We start from the raw sequence: 18,260 nt of genomic DNA on the forward strand, positions 1-18,260 counted from the left end.
CGTTCCGCCGTTAAACGGTCAGGAACTGACCAACCTGCAGGAATGCGGCGCCGTCTTTCTCATCCGCCGTGCTTCACCGGGTCCGGGCGCGCGAGGCCGCTCAGGATCGCCCGCGGCCCTTCCGCCGGAAATGCCGCGCCGTCCTCCTCGATCACGCGATAAAGCTTCTCGTCCCGGAAGGCGCTTGCAAAGCTGGTCGACACGCCGTCGCCGGGCTTGGCCGCGGTATCGAGGAAGTCGACCTCGGCTTCCGCTGCCACGATACGCGCATCGGCGGCCGATCGGGCACGGACCACCACTTCGCCCGCGGGCTGCGCCAGATCCCAATTGGGATCGGTCGCCGCCGCATCGGGAACCAGGCGGAAGATTTTCAATGGCTCCTCAGGCATTTATGTTCTCCGTCTCGCATGTCTTCGAACACGCGACGGGGCAGGGCGGTTCCCCCGCCGTGACGGGGCAAAATATTTTCGCTTCGAGGACGTTTTTTTCCGACCTTGCGGGAACCTTCGGGCGTGCGGGACATTAGTACCGTCGACGACACGCACTCCCCCCGCCCCCCAACCCCACAATTGCGTGTCGTTTGCCGGCGTTAACGCGCCGGCATTTTTTTGTCCGCAGGGTGGAGAGCTCCGTTGCCGGAGGCTCAGTAATCTCTCTCATAGAAGATGCCGAGATCGGACTCTCCTCCAGATCCCACGCCGCCGCGCACCTTCAGATTGTCGGTGATGTCGAGATTGATGGTGCCGCGCGTCGTCCCGCCGGCACCGGCCTCGACGCCGAGATAGACGTTTTCCTGAATATAGCGCCCGGCGCGCACGGCGGCATTGCCCTCCTCATTCGTGATGATGTCGAGCTCGTCGAGCCCCGTCGCATTCCTGAGCGAGCCGAGCAGAGAGGTGTCGCCGCCGGCAAGCTCGGCGGCTGCCGCTGCAAGCTGCGCCAGCTGAAGCGGCGACAGCTCCTCGACGCCGCGGTTGAAGATCAGCCGCGCGAGCACCTCGTCCTCCGGAAGCTCGGGCTGGGAGGAGAAATTGATCGCGAGATCCGAAACCCGGCCGCGGACGGTGATGAAGACCGTGATGTCGGTGCCCTCCGACCGGGCGATGAAGTCGAGGAACGGATCGAGGTCGCCGACAAGGCTCACCGTGCCCTCGTCGAACGTGATGCGCTGGCCGAGAATGGACAGGCGCCCGCGGATCAGGCGGAAGGCGCCGACCGGCTGGACGGAGGTCACCGGCCCGGTGACCGTCACCGAACCGCCGAGCTCCGCGTCGAGCCCCCGGCCGCGCACGAAGATGCGGGCAGGGGCGTTGACGGTCACGTCGAGGCGCATGACGCTCGGCCGCTGGCTGGGCATGGGGGTGCCGTCATCCGCGCGGGCGCGCTCGAGCGTCCTTTCCACCGCCGGCGGTGGCGCCACGTGCTGCACGTTGATGGCGGCCGCGCCGCCGCCGAGGCTGTCGGGAACCAGGATCTCGGCCCGGCTGATCTCGACGGTGCCCGATAGCAGCGGGTCGCGGGTGACCGGTCCCGTCAGGCGCAGGTTGCCGCTCACGGTGGCGGTCACCATCTCGCCATCGGCATACCGCGCTTCGTTCAGGCGGATCGCCAGATCGGCGGGAAAGCCCGCCGCCGGACTGGTGGAGACCGTTCCCGAGAGCGAGACGGAGCCACCCTCGGCGAAGGCCGCGGATGCCGAGCGGATCGTGATGGTGTCGGCCGACAGCGCGGCATCGACATTGATGTTGGTGAGCCGCAGGTTCGACATCGGATCGATGAAGGTGGCCCCCGACGTCGAAAGGCTTCCCGAGACGGCCGGGTTGGCTAGGCTGCCGGTGACCCGCAGGTCCGCAACGGCCGTGCCGGCAAGCTGCGCGCCGCGACCGGCGAGGAGCCGGTTTGCGAGCGAAAGGGGCGCGCTGCCGCGGATATCCAGCGCCAGACCGCTGCCGGCCAGCGGGATCTGCCCGCTTGCGGTGACGGACAGGCCGGAGGGACCCGTGGCCTCCAGGGAGCGCAGCATGACGGCGCGCCCGGCATAGTTTCCGGACGCGGTGACATTGAGCGGCCCGGCACCGACGGAAGCGAGTGCGCTGGCGGTGAGGCCCGTGGCTTGCGCCGTGAACGTCACTGCCGAATCGGCCGGTGTGCCGGTCACGCGGGCCGAGCCCGTGAGCGTGCCGCCGAGATCCTGGCCCGGAACGCGCGCGTTCAGAAGGGAAAGCGGGAAGGACCCGAGGTCGACGGTGACATCCATCTGCCCCTGGCCAAGAGGTATGTCGCCTTGAACCGTGGCGCTGAGGCCGCCGGGGCTCGTCACGCGGGCATCGACATTCAGCGTCTCGCCGCGCGTCACGCCGGTCGCTTCGACGGCGAGCGAGGCGATCCCCGCCTCCCGCAGGGCCGTGGCAGTGATGTCACGGCCGGTGAGGCTGAAATTCGCCTGCGGCGTCTGCCGCGTGCCGGTTATCCTCGCCTGCCCGTCCAGCACCCCGCCCAGGGCGAGGTCTGGCCGGATCGTGTTGGCGATCGAAAGGGGAACGCGCTGCAACTCCGCCGTCACGTCCAATGTCTGGCCGATTTCTCCCTCGGCGGTGATCTGCCCGCCGCCCACGTCGAGCCGCACCGGCTCGAAATCGATCGTGTCGCCGCGCACCGAAATCGTCGCGGGCTGTAAAAGCCGCGCCGAAACGCCCGCCTGGGTGAGGGACGCTTCCTCCAGTGTGAGGGAATAGCCGCCGCCCTCCTGCGGGGCGAGCGAGCCGCGCGTGACGATGTCGGTGCGGTTCCTCAGCGTCGCTTCCCCCGAGAAGGAGGTCGCTTCGCCCTGCGTCTGCGCGCGTGCGGCAAGCGTCGCCACCTCGATGCCGGCCGCGCTCACGCCGCTTGCCTGCAGGGTGCCCTCGACCGCCGGCACGCCGAACAGGTCGTCGACCTCCGCCCGCGCCTCGCCGCTTTCCAGCGAGAATTGATCGGTCGAAAGGCCGGAAGCGGTGGCGTTCAGGCTCGCATGCTGTTCGTCCTCGCGGGGCTCCAGCGAAAGCCGGGCGTTCACTGCGCCTTGGGCCTCGACCAGGAACAGCGCCGCGGCGGTTGAAATGTCGGATGCGTCGAGGGTGATGTCACCGGTCAGAAGCCCGTCGCGGTCCGAGGCGATCCCGCCCGTGAGACGGACGCCCTGCGTGGAGAATTCCAGATCGCTCACCCGCCTTTCGCCGTCCGCGACGGCGATCTCGGCCTGCAGGTCCGCCCGCGCGCCCTCGATGAACGCCTCGCCCGAGACACGCCCCGTCAGTCTTTCGTCCTGCAGCGTGCCGTCGAAGCTGACGCGGGCGTCGTTGAGCTGCTTCTCCAGGACGCTGCCATTCGGCACCTGTGCCAGCAGGGACAGGCTCAGATCGCCGGCGCTGCCGAAGGCGCGGCCGTTCGCCGTCAGCCGTCCCTCGGCGCGGTCGGTGACGAGCGACAGATCCTCGATGGCGGTGTCGAAGCGGAAATCGGCCGCCTCGCTGGAGAACATGCCGCCGGCCGTGAACTGCATCTGGTCGCTGGCGATGCGGAAATCGTCGGCCGAGAAGCCCTCAGTCGTGCGCGCTACCCCGCCCGTCAACCGGGTCGTGCCGGCAAGCAGCGGGTCCAGTGCCTCGATCCCGAGGCTGAGGTCCTGCGCCGTGCCATCGAGCGTGAGGTCGAAGGCGCCGCTGATCGGCCTCACCTCGCCATTGGCGGTGAGGTCCACGCTACCGCCGAGTTCGCGCTGCGCCAGCCCGGAAAAGGGCGCGATGTTCGCTGCCCTGAGGCCGATATCGCCGCGGAAGGCATAGTCGCGGACGGTGCCGGACAGGGTTGCCGCAAGATCGTTTCCGACAAGCTCCGCGTTGTCGATGGCGAGCGGCTCACCCGCTTCCCAGCCGCCGTTGGCGGTGAAGCGGAGCGACTCGCCCAGCGCCTGGGCGACATCGGCCCGCTCCGCGGTGATGTCCGTCACGGCGCCGTCGACTTCATAGGTGATGCGGCGCTGGTCGGGCATGGAAAGATTGGCCGCGATGCCGCCCATCGTCAGGGTCGCGTTCCCGGCGGCGAAGCTGCCGGTCTGCAGGTTCTCCACGTCGAGCGAGGCGTTCCACGTCTCTCCGCCGGCTTCGCCGTATTGCGCGGTGAGTTGGGCGCTGCGCACCGAGGTCTCGCCGCCGCTCACGGGCAGAAGCACCTGGCCGCCCGCCGCCTCGGAAATGTCCGCGTCGAGGGAGAGAGCGGTCAGGAAGCCGTCCGAAGACGTTTCCGCGCTCGCCTCGAGAGACAGAGCCGCGCTGGAAAGGCTCAAATTGTCGAGCAGCAGGCCGCCGCCGCTTTTCGCCACGCCCGCCGCCTGCAGGCTGGTCTCTTCGCCGAAAAAGCCACGGAAGCGGGCCGGGATCAGCCGCGCGATGGGGCCGCCCACATCCACGGTGAAGCCGATCCCCTCCTGCCTCTGGCGGAAACGCGCCGTGCCCGAAAGGGCCGGCTCGCCGGCCGCGGCGAGTTCCATCGCCAGGTCCAGATTGTCGATCGGCCCGGAACCGGAAAGCGTCAGCGAGAGCGGCGGGCGCCCCTCGATATTGAGAAGGTTGGCCACGACGCCGTCTTGCGGCTCGGAAAGAGCGAATTCGAGATCGAGTTGGTCTGTCGCGTTCTCGTAGGCGGCCTGGAGGGACAACTGACCACCGGGGCCGTCCAGGCGGGTGATGTCGAGCGCGGTGTCGAGCGAGCCGCCTTCCAGCCGCAGCCGGCCCTCGACGGAAAGAACCGACTCGAGACCGAACACCTCCTGCGCGAAGGAAACCGACGGCACCTCGAGACTGCCGAGATCGATGGCAATCGGCAGTTCGGGAATGGAGAAGGAGCGCGCTTCCGGCGAGGGCAGGGCGTTTTCGTCAGGCAGCGGCCGCCGGAGCACCTCGATCGAATCCGCCGCCAGCCGGGAGATCTCCAGCCTCTGGCGCAGGATCAGAGTCGAGCGGCTCCAGTCGATCGTGGCGTTTGTGATCCGCAGCCACACGCCCTCACGGTCGGCCACCGTGATCTCGCGGATCGTCGCCTCGGATGAAAGCACGCCTTCTATGCCGCTGATACGGATCTGCCGGTTGGGCGTGGAGAGCCGGTTCTCGATGAAGGACAGGAAGAACGATTGTTCCTCTTCCGGCGTCTGCTGCGCCGGGCCCTGTGCAAGTGCCGGCAGCGCGGTGAGAAGCAGCAAGAGAGCGACCAGAAAGCGCATCAGAATGCCTGTCCTATGCCGACATAGAAGGCCACGTCCGGATCCTCCTCGCGCGGGTCGAGCGGCACGGCCACGTCGAGCCGGATCGGGCCGAAGCCGGTAAGATAGCGCAGCCCCGCGCCCACGCCGATCCGCAAGTCTTCCGAGAAATCGGGCACCGCATTTTCGCTCACATAGCCCGCGTCCACAAAGCCGACGAGGCCGATCGTCGGGGTGACGCGCACGCGCAACTCCGCCGAGCCTTCGATGAGCGAGCGTCCGCCCGCCGTGCCTTCCGGCGTTTCCACGCCGATGCTGCGATAGGCGTAGCCGCGCACCGAGCCCCCTCCGCCGGCGAAGAACAGCTTGTCGGGAGCTGTCTCCTCCAGGGGCGGGTCGACGATGGCTCCGAGCTTCAGGCGCCCGGCGACCACGAAACGGTTCTCCTCGTCGAAGCCGTAATAGGCCCTGCCCTCGGCCGTGACCCGCGCGGCGGCATTGCCGTAGTTGAACTCGTAGAAAGGTTCCACGACCAGCTCGGCGAAGACGCCCTCGGTGGCATCGGCGGGATTGTCACGGGAATCATAGGCGATTCCACCCAGGAAGCCGGCGGTGACGAAGTCACGGGTGCCGAAATCGTCCTCGAATTCGGCATAGCCTCCACTGGCGAAAAGCCGGCCCGTGATGCGGTCGGTGAAGCGGTGAGTGAAGCCCGCCTGTGCCGTCACGCCCGTCCTTGTGTAGATATCCAGCACTTCGCGGTCGCCGATGAGCGATGCCACGAAGTCGGTCCGCGGCGTATAGATGCCGGGCTTCGTGAAGGTCACGCCTGCGCGATAGGTGAGGTCCGCGGGATCGATCGTTTCCCCGATGCCCGCCACCTTGCCTTCGATGCGCAGACGCTCGGCGCGGCCGAACAGATTGCGGTGCAGCCAGAAGGCGTCGAGCCCCAGCCCGTCGACGGTCGAATAGGACCCCCCGACCCCGAAGCGCCGCGGCAGGCGCTCCTGCACGATCACCTGGATGGGCAGGCTTCCGTCGGGGCCGATCGTCTCGGCCTCCTGGATGCGGGCCGAGCGGAAGACGTCCAGCCTCGAAAGGTTGTCGCGCGCCTCCTGAATCTCGTCGGGATCGTACTCCACACCCGGCTCGATCCCGGTCTGACGGGCGACGAAGGCCGCGTCCATGCGCTCGGTGCCGGTAACGGTGACCGGTCCGAACACCGCGTGGCGCCCCGGCTCCACGGTCAGCTCCGCATCGATCGTGTTCGTGGTGTGGGCGGCGATCACGCGCCGTTCGATCACCTCCGCCTTGGCATAGCCCTGGTGCCGCCACGCCTCCTCGGCAAGCCGGCCGGCCTCGATGATGACACCGCTGCGCGCCGGTTCGCCGGGGCGGAAGCCCGCATGCGCCGGGCTTTCCACCACGTCGCGGCGGTTCGTGGCCGGCGGCGCCTGATTGACGACTTCGGCTTCCGCGAAGTGGAAAAGAGGGCCGGGATCGATCGCGACGCGCACCGCGGCCGGGCTCGCCAGTTCCGCGTCGGGAAGCAGGCTTGCTGCCTCGCGCCCGTCGATGGTGATGGAGATCGTGCCTCCGTAACGCGCCTGCGCGTAAAGGGCGTTGAGCAGGCGCCGATAGTCACCGCGCGCCTTGGCGATGAGGCCGGCGGCTCCCGAAGCGGGCTCCTCACGGTCACCCCAGAGCTGGGAAGCGCGCTGCAGCGTGCGCTCGATATCCGCATCGCCGCCCGCCACCACAAAATCCACCGTGTAGGGCTGCGGTGTGCCGATCACCTCCTCCTCGGGCCTGTCGCGCTCGAAAAGGCGCAGCCCGAAGATCTCCAGCGCAGCGGCCGGCGCCGGCATGGCAAGAGCCGCCGCGCAAAGAAGAAGCGCGGTCTTCAGGCGCAGTGATCGTCGCCAGGTCTCGGCAGTGCGGTTGCTCAACATCCCTCCCGACCGCGCGAAGACACCGCGCTGTCCAAGTTCCCTCGAAATCCCCGCCTGCCGCACCGCCACATGCAGCAACAGCGACAAGCTGGCTGCAAATGGCAGGCAGGGCAAGCTCTATCTCAAGAGATGGGAGGCCATCAAGCGGGTAAGATGCAGTTCTGCCGAGGTTTTTCCGGCGTGGTTGCCATAAGGTCACTGTCCGGTCGGGCAGCGGTTCAGCGCTACCTCGGTCGGCTGGCTCCCGGCGGTGACGGTGAGGGCGAGGGTGTCTTCCCCCGTTTCGCGAAGCTCAAAAGTGCGGTCCTCGCGCCCCCCGCCGACCGTGCAATGGGCGTATATCTTGGCCTCTCCGTCAAAGACCTCGATGTCGCGAATGCTGCAGGTGGTGCCTTCCCAGCGGATGAGGGTGTCGGTGAGGTAGAGCCCGCTGCCGCCGTCGTCGTCGACGGAAGCGCAGGCCGCCCGGTCGCTGGCCCAGGCTCCCTGGATCTGGGCGAAGGCGTCCCGCTCCGATTCGAGAATCTGCCGGTCCTCCACCGGGCCGGCACCGGGAGTGCGCTCGATGATCACCGGGGATTCGTCCTCATCGATGTCCTCGGCGCGCCCCAGCGCACCGCCGCGGTCGTCCTCGTCCTGCGCAAGGCCGGGGAGGATGGGCAGGGCGAGGCCCAGGACGAGCGAAAGCGCGAAGGCGGCCGGCTTCATTTTCCGCTCCTGTTGCCCTTGCCGAGATCGCTGCGGGCGCGCTTGTCCTTGTCCATCTTGGTGAAGCTCTCCATCACCTCGTCGGGGTGCGTCCGGTTGTCGGGCTGGGCGTGCCGCTCGTTGCGGACGCTTTCCTGGTCGTCGCCCTGCAGGCTGTTCCTGCCCATACGGTCGTTGGCGAGATCCGTCTCCTTCACCTTGGTGGAATCGTTGGGCTTGCGCCCCTGGCCCTGGCTGGCTTTCTCTGCCGGCATCTCGTTCTCCTTTTCTGCGAGGTCTTTTCCTAACCGCCGGGCGGCCAACTGGTTTCCTGGACGAGGGATTTTCCTTGAGGAGAGGCGTCTGCACTGCTCGGCGGTGGGCAAACGCGGCAAAGGTCTCTATTCTTTTTGTCTGAGGGCCCTGTCGCAACGATAAACGGGTGAAGAATGCCTGAACCAGCCAAGAAGACCATAAAGCCGACCCCGCGGCGCGGCACCGGCCGTCGGCCGTCCTCCGCGGCCACTCCGCGCAGCCGCCCGCCGGCGCAGGGCGCGAGGAGACCGGTCTACCTCGTGGACGGCGCGCGTACGCCCTTCCTGCGGGCGAGGGGGAAGCCCGGTCCGTTCACGCCTGTGGACCTTGCCGTGCAATGCGGCCGGCCGCTTCTCGACCGGCTGCCCTTCGCGCCCGAGGCGTTCGACCTCGTCATCCTCGGCTGCGTCAATGTGATCGCCGACGAGATGAACCCGGCACGGGTGGCGGCTCTCCGGCTCGGCATGGGCGAGGCCATGCGCGCTTTCACCGTGCAGATCAATTGCGGCTCGGGCATGCAGTCGATCGATACGGGCTTCCGCCTGATCGAGGGAGGCGAGGCCGACCTGATCCTGGCCGGCGGGGCGGAGGCACTCTCGCACGCGCCGCTCGTGCTGTCGCAAAAGGCCGCCGGATGGTTCGCCCGGTTCGCCACGGCGAAGACCGCCTGGGACCGGGCGGCCGCGCTCGGCGCGTTCCGCCCGGATATGGTCAGGCCCGTGATCGGCCTCGAACGCGGGCTCACCGATCCGGTGACGGATCTCAGCATGGGACAGACCGCCGAGATCATCGGCCACGCCTTCGGCATCACCCGCGAGGCGGCCGACGCCTATGCGCTGGAAAGCCATCAAAGGCTCGCGCGCGCCCAGACGGAAGGATTCCTCAAGGGCGAGGTCATCGCCTCCGTTGCGCGCGACGGCACGCTTTACGACCATGACGACGGCGTGCGGCCCGATACCTCCATGGAGAAGCTCGCCAAGCTCAAGCCCGCTTTCGAGCGCCCGCACGGGAAGGTGACGCCTGGCAACTCCTCGCAGATCACCGACGGCGCGAGCTGGGTCGTGATCGCCTCGGAGGAAGCCGTCAGGAAGCACGGGCTCGAGCCGATGGCGCGCATCGTCGACAGCGAGTGGGCCGCGCTTGATCCCTCTGTCATGGGGCTCGGTCCCACGATCTGCTCGACGGAACTCTTGCAGCGCCGCGGGCTGGCGCGGAAGGACATCGATCTCTGGGAGATCAACGAGGCCTTTGCGGCGCAGATCCTGGCCTGCCTCGCCGCGTGGCAGGACGAGGAGTATTGCCGCGAGGTGCTCGGGCTCGAGGCGCCTTTCGGCGCGCTCGACCGTGACCGCCTCAATGTCGACGGCGGGGCGATCAGCCTGGGGCACCCGGTGGGTTCCAGCGGCAACCGCATCGTGCTCCACCTCGCCAACGCCATGCGCCGGCTCGGCCTGAAGCGCGGCATCGCCACCGAATGCATCGGCGGCGGGCAGGGCGGCGCCATGCTTCTGGAGGTGGAGTGATGGGTATCTCACGCAAGGTCTGGCAGGTGCTGGAGCACCGCAATGACGACTTCGGCCCCGGTGGGGAGCCGACGCGGGTTCTCGCCAACTGGCGCTACACCAAGGACGAGGACGGCATCGTCTGGCTCATCCTCGACCGGGCGGGCGAGAGCGCCAACACGCTGTCGGAAGTGGTGATGACGGAGCTCTATACCGTGCTCGAGGATCTCCGGACCCTCAACGCGAAGGGCCTGGTCATTCGTTCCGCCAAGAAGGGCGGCTTCGCCGCCGGCGCGGATATCCGTGATTTCCGGGGAAGCCGCGATGCGGGCGAAGTGGAAAAACGCATCCAGCGCGCGCATGACATCATCGACCGGCTGGCCGCGCTTTCCATGCCCACCGTCGCCGTCATCCACGGTCATTGCCTGGGCGGCGGCCTGGAACTGGCGCTCGCCTGCAAGTACCGCATCGCAGTCGACGGCGCGAGCTTCGGCTTACCGGAAATCCTGCTGGGGCTCCATCCGGGGCTTGGCGGCACTTTCCGGCTCACCTCGCTCATCGATCCCGTCGAGGCCATGACCATGATGCTCACGGGTCGCACGGTGCACACCAGGAAGGCGAAAGCACTCGGGCTCGTCGATCAAGTGGTGGAGGAGCGGCATGTGCGCGGGGCGGTCAAGGCGGCAGTGGCCGGAGAGCTAGAGCGCTCCTCCGGCGGCGGCTGGAAGGCCGGTGTCCTCGGCCTCGGCCCGGCGCGGCGCGTGGCGGCTGGCCGGATGCGGGCGGAAGCGGAGAGGAATGCGCCGAAGAAGCACTATCCGGCGCCGTATCGCCTGATCGACCTGTGGGAGCAGCATGGCGGCGACCCGCGGGCGATGCAGCGGGCAGAGATCCGCTCTTTCTCCGAACTTCTGGTCGGCGACACGGCGCAGCATCTGATCCGCGTCTTCTTCCTGCGTGAGCGCCTGAAGTCGCTTGCCAAGGGCGAAAGCGGCATTTCACGCGTGCATGTGATCGGTGCGGGCACGATGGGCGGCGATATCGCCGCTTGGTGCGCGGCGCGCGGCATGCGGGTGACGCTGACGGATCTCGATCCCAAAGCGATCGCTCGTGCCGTCGGTCGCGCCTCGGCCTTCTTCGACAAGCGGCTCCATTCCAGCCTGGAGCGCCGCGACGCGCTCGACCGGCTGATGCCCGATTTCGACGGCGCGGGCGTGGCCAAGGCCGACCTCGTCATCGAGGCGGTCGCGGAGACGGAGGATATAAAGCAGAAAGTCTACGGGACGATCGCGCCGCGTATGAAGCCGGGGGCGATCCTCGCCACGAACACGTCCAGCATTCCCCTGGAAACCCTGCGCGAGGGGCTGCCTTTCCCCGACCGTTTCCTGGGCCTGCATTTCTTCAACCCGGTCACGCGGATGGAACTCGTCGAGATCGTCGCCCACGACGGCGCGAGCGAGGAGACGCTGGCCCGGGCGCGCGCCTTCTGCGGCGACATCTCCCGCCTGCCGGCGCCGGTGAAAAGCGCGCCGGGCTTCCTCGTCAACCGGGCGCTCACGCCATATCTGGTGGAAGCCTTCATCATGTTCGACGAGGGTGCTCCGAAGGAGGTCATCGACCGGGCGGCCAGGGATTTCGGCATGCCGATGGGGCCGCTCGAGCTCGCGGACCGGGTGGGCCTCGACATCTGTCTGGAGGTGGCGCGGATGCTGCAGGAAGGGTCGTCCGATCCGATGCCGGACGTGCCGTCCTGGCTCGTGCAGAAGGTGGAGGCCGGAGAGACCGGCCGAAAGGCGGGCAGGGGCTTCTACGTCTATGACGAGAAGGGAAAGCTTAAGAAGGAGGACGAGGTGAAGGTGGCCGAGGGGGCCGAAGCTCCCCGCGCCGATGCCGACATGGCCGACCGGCTGATCCTGCCCATGCTGAACACGCTGGTGCGCTGCCTGCGCGAGGGGATCGTGGCGGAGGAGGAGGTCGCAGACGGCGCCATGATCTTCGGCACCGGCTTTGCACCCTTCCGGGGCGGCCCGCTTCTTTATGCCCGGGAGCGCGGCGTCGATGGGATCGTCGCCAAGCTGCGGCAGTTCGAGGAGAAGCATGGCGAACGGTTCACGCCGGATGAAGGGTGGGAGGCTCTGAAACGTTGATGTTCAGCGCCTGCCTACGATCGTCATCCCGGCTCTCCCTTCGGGCGGCCGGGACGACGTAGAAATTCATCCACCCACCAGCGTTCCGCCGTTCGGATGCAGCGTCTGGCCGGTCATGTAGGAGGAGTCCTCGCAGGCGAGGAACAGCATGCAGGGCGCCACCTCGTTCGGCTGTCCGGGGCGGCCGAGCGGCACATTCGCGCCGAAGCTCTCCACGCTGTCGGCGGGGAAGGAAGCCGGGATCAGCGGCGTCCAGATCGGACCGGGCGCCACCGCGTTCACGCGGATGCCCTTGGAGGCGAGATTGCCCGACAGCGCACGCACGAAGGCGAGGATGGCTCCCTTGGTGGAAGCGTAGTCCATCAGCACCTCCTGCCCCTTGAAGGCGGTGATCGAGGTCGTGCAGATGATCGAGGCGCCTTTCTTCAGGTGAGGCAGGGCGGCGCGCGTGACGTGGAACATGCCGAAGATGTTGGTCTGGTAGGTGCGGTAGAGCTGCTCGTCTGAGATGTCCGTCAACTCCTTCTGATAGTGCTGCTCTCCCGCATTGTTGACCAGCACGTCGATCTGCCCGAACCGCTCGATGACGGTGTTGATGAAATCCTCTGCGACCTTGTGGTCGCCGATGTCGCCCGCCCTGGAGAACACCTCCGCGCCTTCTTCCTCCACCAGGCGCTCGGTCTCGGCGGCGTCCTGCTCTTCATCCTTGTAGAGGAAGGCAATCTTCGCCCCCTCCCGGGCGAACAGCACCGCCGTTGCCCGGCCGATCCCGGAATCACCGCCGGTGATCACTGCCACTTTGCCCTTGAGGCGGTCCGAGCCCTTGTAGCGCGGCGTGTGCTCGGGGCGCGGGCGCATCTCGTGCTCCTTGCCCGGCTGGTGCTCCTGGTGCTGCTTGGGAAGTGCGTGTTCGGACATGGTTCTGCCTCGCTGTTCTCGTTCGGCCAAAGAACATCGGACGCGGCCGCATGTTCCCGGCCCAGGTGGAACTTTCGCGCGGCCGGGCGAATTCAAAGAAGATCAGCAATGGAGGCGAACATGCCTGCGAAATCCAAAGCGCAGCAGAAGGCCGCCGGCGCGGCCCTTGCGGCCAAGCACGGCGACATGCCGAAGTCCAAGTTGAAGGGCGCCTCGCGCGACATGGAGGGATCCATGAGCGAGAAGGAACTCGAGGAGCTTGCCGAAACGAAGCGGAAGAACCTGCCGAAGAAGAAGGATTGACGCCGTCTCTTTCGAGAAGGTTCGGGAAAGCGGCCGTCCTGAGCGTGCCGCCCTTGGCTCGGGGCGCGCGGCTGACGACGGCCCCTGCTAGAGCCTTTCAGGTTTTGACGGAAGCGTATCCTGCATTGACGAAGTAGTTGCTGCATTCACTGGGCTGGATTAAGGAGACGAGGCCGCCGATGTGCCGCCATGTCTCCTCGATGGTCCGCTTCTGAGCCGCGCGCATCCAATGCTTGATCTTGGCGAAGGCCTGCTCGATCGGATTGAGGTCGGGCGAGTATGGGGGCAGATACCAGAGCCTTGCGCCGGCGGCTTTGATCATCTGCCGGACGGCGGCCGACTTGTGCGAGCCGAGATTGTCCATGACGACGATGTCGCCCGGTTCAAGCACCGGCACGAGCTGCTGCTCGACATAGGCGCGGAAGCACTGGCCGTTGATCGGTCCATCGAAGACGCAAGGCGCCGTCAGCCGGTCATGGCGCAAAGCGCCGAGGAAGGTCAGCGTGCGCCAGTGGCCGTGCGGGGCAAAGCCGCGCAGGCGCTTGCCGCGTGGTCCCCAGCCCCGCAGCGGCGCCATGTTGGTCTTGATCCAGGTCTCGTCGATGAACACCAGCCGTGTCGGATCGAGACCGGACTGCCAAGAACGCCAGCGTTGCCGCCGGCGGGCGATGTCGGCACGAGCCTGCTCAAGGGCGAACAGCGTTTTTTGAACCGAAGCCCCTCGCGGCGCAGGAACCGCCACACCGTATCGTGCGACACCTTCACGCCGCGCGCCGCCAGCTCTTCCTTCAGCTTGTGCAGCGACAGATGCGGCGTCTGGCTGATCCGCTCGGCGATGAAGGCACGGTGCGGCTCCAGCACGCGCTTGCGGTGCCCGCCCATCTTGCCCGGCGCCACAGACCCGCTCGCACGGTAGCGCTGAGACCACTTCACCGCCGACGAGACGGCAACGCCGAAACGAGCCGCCACCGACCGGCAGCTCTCGCCGGCCTCGACCGCCCCAACAACACGTTCACGCAGATCATTCGAAAGAGGTCGCGTCATCCCATGCTGGCCTCCACTCCAGCCAGCATCTTGAATCACAAAACCTCCGAAATCGGAATCCCCCTTCGATTCAGACACAACCGGAACCGCTCTAGTGCTCCTCCTCCTTCTTCGCCTCGCCCTTTTCGAGCGCGGCCATGAAGGAGTTCAGCCAATGGGCGGCGTCGTGCTTGCGGATGCGCGCCATGAGAGCCTGTTGCCGCTCCTGCCGCTCGTCCAGCGACATCGTCAGCGCCCGGCACAGATTGCGCGCCATGTCGTCCACATCATAGGGATTGACGATCAGCGCCTCGTGCAGATCTTCGGCAGCGCCGGCGAACTTGGAAAGGACGAGCACGCCGGGATCGTCCATGGATTGCGCCGCCACATATTCCTTGGCAACGAGATTCATGCCGTCGCGCAGCGGGGTCACGAACCCCACTTGGCTCGCACGGTAGAGGGCGGCCAGAGCATCGCGCGGCACCGTACCGTGGATATAGCGCACCGGCGTCCAGTTGAAATCGGCGAAGCGGCCGTTGATGGCGCCCGAGAGTGCTTCGAGCTCCTTGCGGATGTCCACATAGGCCTCCACCTCCTCGCGCGTCGGCGTGGCGATCTGCATCAACGCCACGGACTTGCGCATCTCCGGGTAGAGCTCCAGGAGGCGGGCGAAGGCGCGCAGACGGTCGGGCAATCCCTTGGTGTAGTCCAGCCGGTCGACGCCGATGATCTGCCGCCGGCCCAGGATCTCGCGCCGCTTGGTCTCGATCTGCACCTCGTCGTTGGGCTTCTCGGCCATGGCGACGAAGGCGTCGACATCGATACCGATCGGGTAACAGCCGGCGATCACCTCCCGCTCGCGCGTCTTGATGCGGCCATCGGGCTTCAGTTCGCAGCCCAGATGGTCCTCCACATAGCGCAGCAGGTTGTTCAGGTCGGTAAGCGTCTGGAAGCCGATGACGTCGAACTTCAGGAGGCACTCCACCAGCCAACGGTGGCGTGGCACCGCGGCGAGGATTTCGGGCGGCGGGAAGGGGATGTGGAGGAAGAAGCCGATGCGCTGCTTGCAGCCGCGCTCGCGCAGTTCCGCCGCGAGCGGGATCAGGTGATAGTCGTGGATCCAAATGATGTCGTCGGGCTTGAGGACCGAGACCAGCGCGTTGGCGAATTTCGCATTGACGCGCCGATAGCCGTCCAGGAATGCGGTCTTGTATTCCACCAGGTCCAGCCGATAGTGGAAGAGCGGCCACAGCACGCTGTTGGCGAAGCCCAGGTAATATTCGGTATAGTCCTGTTCGGTCAGCGGGATGGTCGCCTGGGTCACCTCGCCGATCTTGCGGATGCGCGGCTCGGGCTCTTCCTCGTATTTCAGCGTCTGGCCGTCCCAGCCCATCCATACGCCGCCCCGCTGGCGCAGCGAATCGGCGAGGCCGACGGCCAGGCCGCCGGCCTGGGAAGTCCTCGTCAGATCGGCGACGCGGTTGGAGACGACGACAAGCCTGTTCACACCACTGTCTCCCATGGTTTGGAAAGCCGGCGGGCGCCGTTGATGATGCCCACCATCGAATAGGTCTGCGGATAGTTGCCCCACATCTCGCCGGTCACGGGGTGCGTGTCCTCCGAAAGGAGGCCGAGCGGGTTGCGCGCCTTGAGCAGCGCCTCGAAGATCTCGCGGGCTTCGTCGCGCCTGCCGATGCGGGCAAGCGCGTCGAGTCGCCAGAAGGCGCAGATATTGAAGGCCACTTCGGGCTTGCCGAAATCGTCGGCCGCCTCGTAGCGCATCATGTGGGCGCCGATCGCCAAGGCTTTCTCGAGTTGGTCCACGGTGCTGACAAAGCGCGGATCCCGCGGATCGATGAAGCCCACCTCGGCCATCAGAAGTACGCTCGCATCGAGCGTCTCGCCTCCGAAACTCTCCACGAAAGCCTTCCGCTTTTCCGACCAAGCTTCCGCGAGGATGCGCTCCTTGATCTCGTCTGCACGTTCTCTCCAATGCCGAACACGCGCACTTTCTCCCAGTTGCGCGGCGATATGGGCCAGCCTGTCGCAAGCCGCCCAACACATGAGGCTGGAAGATGTATGAACGCGCGAACGGGAACGGAGTTCCCACATGCCGGCATCCGGAGTGTTGTGCAGCCGGTAGGCCTGCTCGCCCGCCTGCTCGAGAAGCCGGAAATGCGTGATGGAGGGTTTCATCTCGATGCGGCGGTCGAAGAAGATCTGCGCGGCGCCGAGGATCACATTGCCGTAGACGTCGTGCTGATAATGCTCATACGCTTGATTGCCGCATCGCACCGGCCCCATGCCGCGATAGCCGGCGAAGTTGTCGAGGATCTCTTCGGTCAGATGCCTCTCCCGGCCGATGCCGAAGACGGGTTGCAGATGGCCTCCGTCCGCATCTGCGACGATATCCATCAAATAGCGGAAATAGTTCTCCATCGTCTGCACGGTGCCGAGGCTGTTGATCGCCCGCACGACGAAGAAGGCGTCCCTCAGCCAGCAGAAGCGGTAGTCCCAGTTCCGTCCGCTGTCAGGCGCTTCGGGGATGCTCGTGGTGATGGCGGCGATGATCGCGCCCGTGGGCTCGTAGGTGCACAGCTTCAGCGTGATGGCGGCGCGGATCACGGCGTCCTGCCATTCGAAGGGCAAAGCGAGATTGGCCACCCACTGGCGCCAGTAGGACGCGGTTCGCTCCTCGAACTCGCGGGCTGTGTGCGCCAGACCCCCATCGATCGTCTCGTCCGGCCCCAGAATGAAATCCATCGGGGCGGAGAGATTGAAGAAGGTCTCGTCGAGCACGTAGTCGATCGGCGCGCCGGTGGTGAGCCGCAGCGTCATCTCTGGACCCACATAGCGCACGTGATTCGAACCGCGCGTGATCTGCGGGCGCACGGTGCCGTTGCTGAAGGTGGGCCGCACGCGAATGGAAACGCGCGGCGTGCCGGAGATCGGGCGGATGCGGCGGACCAGGGTCTGCGGACGGAAGATGCGGTCGCGCCAGAAGAACCGCGGCGCGGAATCGGTGATTTCGAGAGAGCCCGACGTGCCATGCAGCCGTGTGGTCAGGACGGCGGTGTTCTGGTCATAGCTCTGCTCGGTTTCCACCAGGCCTTCGAGCTCGATCGAGAAGAGCCCTTCGGTCGGCTCGTCCTCCCCCGCCAGGAGCGCGTTGAACACCGGATCGCCATCGAAACGGGGCAGGCAGCACCAGACGACCCGACCCCTGGGATCGATCAGCGCGGAGAATGTGCAATTGCCGACAACGCCGAGATTGAGTGTGGTCACGATAAAAATCCTTATCTTCAATAGTCCCGGGAATCGAAGCTGTCGGCCAACTGCCCCAGCCATTCGCGAAAACTCGCAGTCCCTTCCGTTCGAAACAGGGCGGCGGTCGAGCCGCCGCCGATCTTGATCGAAATCCCTTTTATAACCGCAATTCGGCGAAAAGCATCCTCGTCCGTGACGTCGTCGCCGGCAAAGACCGGCACGCGGCCGCAGAACGGCTCCTCCTGCATGAAGGCCGCAAGCGCGTCTGCCTTCGTGGCTTTCCCACCCTTCACTTCGATCACCATCTTGCCGTGAAGGAGGTGAAAGCCCTTCGATCCGTTCACGGCCTCGTGCACGGCGGCGATCGAGGCGTCGCCGAGTTCCGGCCGCTGGCGGTAGTGAAGCGCCATCGAGCCTCGCTTGGTCTCCAGCAGCAGCCCCGGATGGGCATCGACGAAGGCCTGGAGCCTGCCGCGGACCGAGGCGAATTTCTCCTCATCCACCGCAGCCGTCATGCGCGCACCTGCGGCCGTCCGCCGCTCCAGCCCGTGCACCCCCGCCACCGGCAGGCGCAACGGCGCCAGATAGTGGTCGATGTCATCGATCGGGCGCCCGGTGACGATGGCGAGCGCCCCTTGGGTCGCCTCCACGAGCCGCTCCAGCGCGGCGCGCGTAGCGGCGGGGACGGAAACCTCGTCGGGCCGCTCGGCCAGATCGGCCAGGGTGCCGTCGAAGTCCAGGAAAATCGCCGTAGCCGCCGGTTTCAATCCGGCGTAGTCAAGGGAGGAGAGAGGTGCTGCTTCGCCGGCCATGGTGTCACGGTGGATCAGAGTGCGGAAGGCGGCCACTATCATGCCATCGTGGCCGCAGATTCGTAAGCGGCTGCCGGCAGGACGCCGGACAGCCACGC

General features: G+C 66.6%; 13 protein-coding genes. 3 read left to right on the top strand and 10 right to left on the bottom strand.

Annotated features, from left to right (window positions below):
• Nucleotides 1–59: 59 nt before the first annotated feature.
• The 5 genes from PVE73_RS10965 to PVE73_RS10985 all read right to left on the bottom strand — a co-directional run bounded on the left by PVE73_RS10965 (nucleotide 60) and on the right by PVE73_RS10985 (nucleotide 8,150).
• On the bottom strand, nucleotides 60–389 hold the full coding sequence (locus PVE73_RS10965) for a hypothetical protein (protein ID WP_277366965.1): 330 nt from the start codon (nucleotides 387–389) through the stop codon (nucleotides 60–62).
• 254 nt (nucleotides 390–643) lie between these two features.
• Nucleotides 644–5,257, bottom strand: coding sequence for a translocation/assembly module TamB domain-containing protein (locus PVE73_RS10970; protein ID WP_277366966.1), 4,614 nt, complete (start codon nucleotides 5,255–5,257; stop codon nucleotides 644–646).
• Nucleotides 5,257–7,104, bottom strand: a complete 1,848-nt coding sequence (locus PVE73_RS10975) for an autotransporter assembly complex family protein (RefSeq protein WP_277367419.1) — start codon at nucleotides 7,102–7,104, stop codon at nucleotides 5,257–5,259. The genes PVE73_RS10970 and PVE73_RS10975 overlap by 1 nt, the downstream gene beginning before the upstream one ends.
• A 279-nt stretch (nucleotides 7,105–7,383) precedes the next feature.
• On the bottom strand, nucleotides 7,384–7,896 hold the full coding sequence (locus PVE73_RS10980) for a hypothetical protein (protein ID WP_277366967.1): 513 nt from the start codon (nucleotides 7,894–7,896) through the stop codon (nucleotides 7,384–7,386).
• Nucleotides 7,893–8,150, bottom strand: a complete 258-nt coding sequence (locus PVE73_RS10985; RefSeq protein ID WP_277366968.1) for a hypothetical protein — start codon at nucleotides 8,148–8,150, stop codon at nucleotides 7,893–7,895. Before PVE73_RS10985 ends, PVE73_RS10980 begins: the two co-directional genes overlap by 4 nt.
• 174 nt (nucleotides 8,151–8,324) lie before the next feature.
• Between PVE73_RS10985 and PVE73_RS10990 the strand changes: the two genes are divergently transcribed.
• Both PVE73_RS10990 and PVE73_RS10995 read left to right on the top strand, forming a co-directional pair.
• Nucleotides 8,325–9,713 (top strand): acetyl-CoA C-acetyltransferase, encoded by a 1,389-nt coding sequence (locus PVE73_RS10990; protein ID WP_277366969.1) that lies wholly within the window; start codon nucleotides 8,325–8,327, stop codon nucleotides 9,711–9,713.
• The gene (locus tag PVE73_RS10995) at nucleotides 9,713–11,839 is read left to right on the top strand and encodes a 3-hydroxyacyl-CoA dehydrogenase NAD-binding domain-containing protein (protein ID WP_277366970.1); all 2,127 of its coding nucleotides are present in this window, start codon (nucleotides 9,713–9,715) and stop codon (nucleotides 11,837–11,839) included. Before PVE73_RS10990 ends, PVE73_RS10995 begins: the two co-directional genes overlap by 1 nt.
• A gap of 66 nt (nucleotides 11,840–11,905) precedes the next feature.
• On the opposite strand, the gene PVE73_RS11000 is transcribed toward PVE73_RS10995, so the two are convergent.
• Nucleotides 11,906–12,757 carry an SDR family oxidoreductase gene (locus PVE73_RS11000; protein WP_277366971.1) on the bottom strand — a complete coding sequence of 284 codons (852 nt, stop codon included), beginning with the start codon at nucleotides 12,755–12,757 and terminating at the stop codon, nucleotides 11,906–11,908.
• A 120-nt stretch (nucleotides 12,758–12,877) separates the two neighbouring features.
• On the opposite strand from PVE73_RS11000, the gene PVE73_RS11005 reads away from it, so the two are divergent.
• A complete protein-coding gene (locus PVE73_RS11005) occupies nucleotides 12,878–13,060 on the top strand; it encodes a DUF3008 family protein (RefSeq protein WP_277366972.1) in 183 nt (60 codons plus the stop codon).
• Between the two features lie 97 nt (nucleotides 13,061–13,157).
• On the opposite strand, the gene PVE73_RS11010 is transcribed toward PVE73_RS11005, so the two are convergent.
• The 4 genes from PVE73_RS11010 to otsB all read right to left on the bottom strand — a co-directional run bounded on the left by PVE73_RS11010 (nucleotide 13,158) and on the right by otsB (nucleotide 18,204).
• A protein-coding gene (locus PVE73_RS11010; RefSeq protein WP_277362644.1) for an IS630 family transposase occupies nucleotides 13,158–14,104 on the bottom strand; the annotation gives its coding sequence in 2 pieces (ribosomal slippage) (nucleotides 13,158–13,768 and nucleotides 13,768–14,104; 948 coding nt in all).
• 91 nt (nucleotides 14,105–14,195) lie between these two features.
• Nucleotides 14,196–15,590 carry an alpha,alpha-trehalose-phosphate synthase (UDP-forming) gene (gene otsA, locus PVE73_RS11015; protein WP_277366973.1) on the bottom strand — a complete coding sequence of 465 codons (1,395 nt, stop codon included), beginning with the start codon at nucleotides 15,588–15,590 and terminating at the stop codon, nucleotides 14,196–14,198.
• Nucleotides 15,587–17,368, bottom strand: a complete 1,782-nt coding sequence (locus PVE73_RS11020; RefSeq protein WP_277366974.1) for a glycoside hydrolase family 15 protein — start codon at nucleotides 17,366–17,368, stop codon at nucleotides 15,587–15,589. Before PVE73_RS11020 ends, otsA begins: the two co-directional genes overlap by 4 nt.
• Nucleotides 17,369–17,385: 17 nt before the next feature.
• Nucleotides 17,386–18,204, bottom strand: coding sequence for a trehalose-phosphatase (gene otsB / locus PVE73_RS11025; RefSeq protein WP_277366975.1), 819 nt, complete (start codon nucleotides 18,202–18,204; stop codon nucleotides 17,386–17,388).
• Nucleotides 18,205–18,260 lie beyond the last annotated feature (56 nt).

Source organism: Chelativorans sp. AA-79 (genome assembly GCF_029457495.1).
In the GTDB taxonomy this organism is placed as follows: Bacteria; Pseudomonadota; Alphaproteobacteria; order Rhizobiales; family Rhizobiaceae; genus Chelativorans.

Excerpts from the sequence above, each read along its gene's own strand:
- PVE73_RS10965 (WP_277366965.1), bottom strand. The coding sequence starts at position 389 with ATGCCTGAGGAGCCATTGAAAATCTTCCGCCTGGTTCCCGATGCGGCG.
- PVE73_RS10970 (WP_277366966.1), bottom strand. The coding sequence starts at position 5,257 with ATGCGCTTTCTGGTCGCTCTCTTGCTGCTTCTCACCGCGCTGCCGGCA.
- PVE73_RS10975 (WP_277367419.1), bottom strand. The coding sequence starts at position 7,104 with ATGCCGGCGCCGGCCGCTGCGCTGGAGATCTTCGGGCTGCGCCTTTTC.
- PVE73_RS10980 (WP_277366967.1), bottom strand. The coding sequence starts at position 7,896 with ATGAAGCCGGCCGCCTTCGCGCTTTCGCTCGTCCTGGGCCTCGCCCTG.
- PVE73_RS10985 (WP_277366968.1), bottom strand. The coding sequence starts at position 8,150 with ATGCCGGCAGAGAAAGCCAGCCAGGGCCAGGGGCGCAAGCCCAACGAT.
- PVE73_RS10990 (WP_277366969.1), top strand. The coding sequence starts at position 8,325 with ATGCCTGAACCAGCCAAGAAGACCATAAAGCCGACCCCGCGGCGCGGC.
- PVE73_RS10995 (WP_277366970.1), top strand. The coding sequence starts at position 9,713 with ATGGGTATCTCACGCAAGGTCTGGCAGGTGCTGGAGCACCGCAATGAC.
- PVE73_RS11000 (WP_277366971.1), bottom strand. The coding sequence starts at position 12,757 with ATGTCCGAACACGCACTTCCCAAGCAGCACCAGGAGCACCAGCCGGGC.
- PVE73_RS11005 (WP_277366972.1), top strand. The coding sequence starts at position 12,878 with ATGCCTGCGAAATCCAAAGCGCAGCAGAAGGCCGCCGGCGCGGCCCTT.
- otsB (WP_277366975.1), bottom strand. The coding sequence starts at position 18,204 with ATGATAGTGGCCGCCTTCCGCACTCTGATCCACCGTGACACCATGGCC.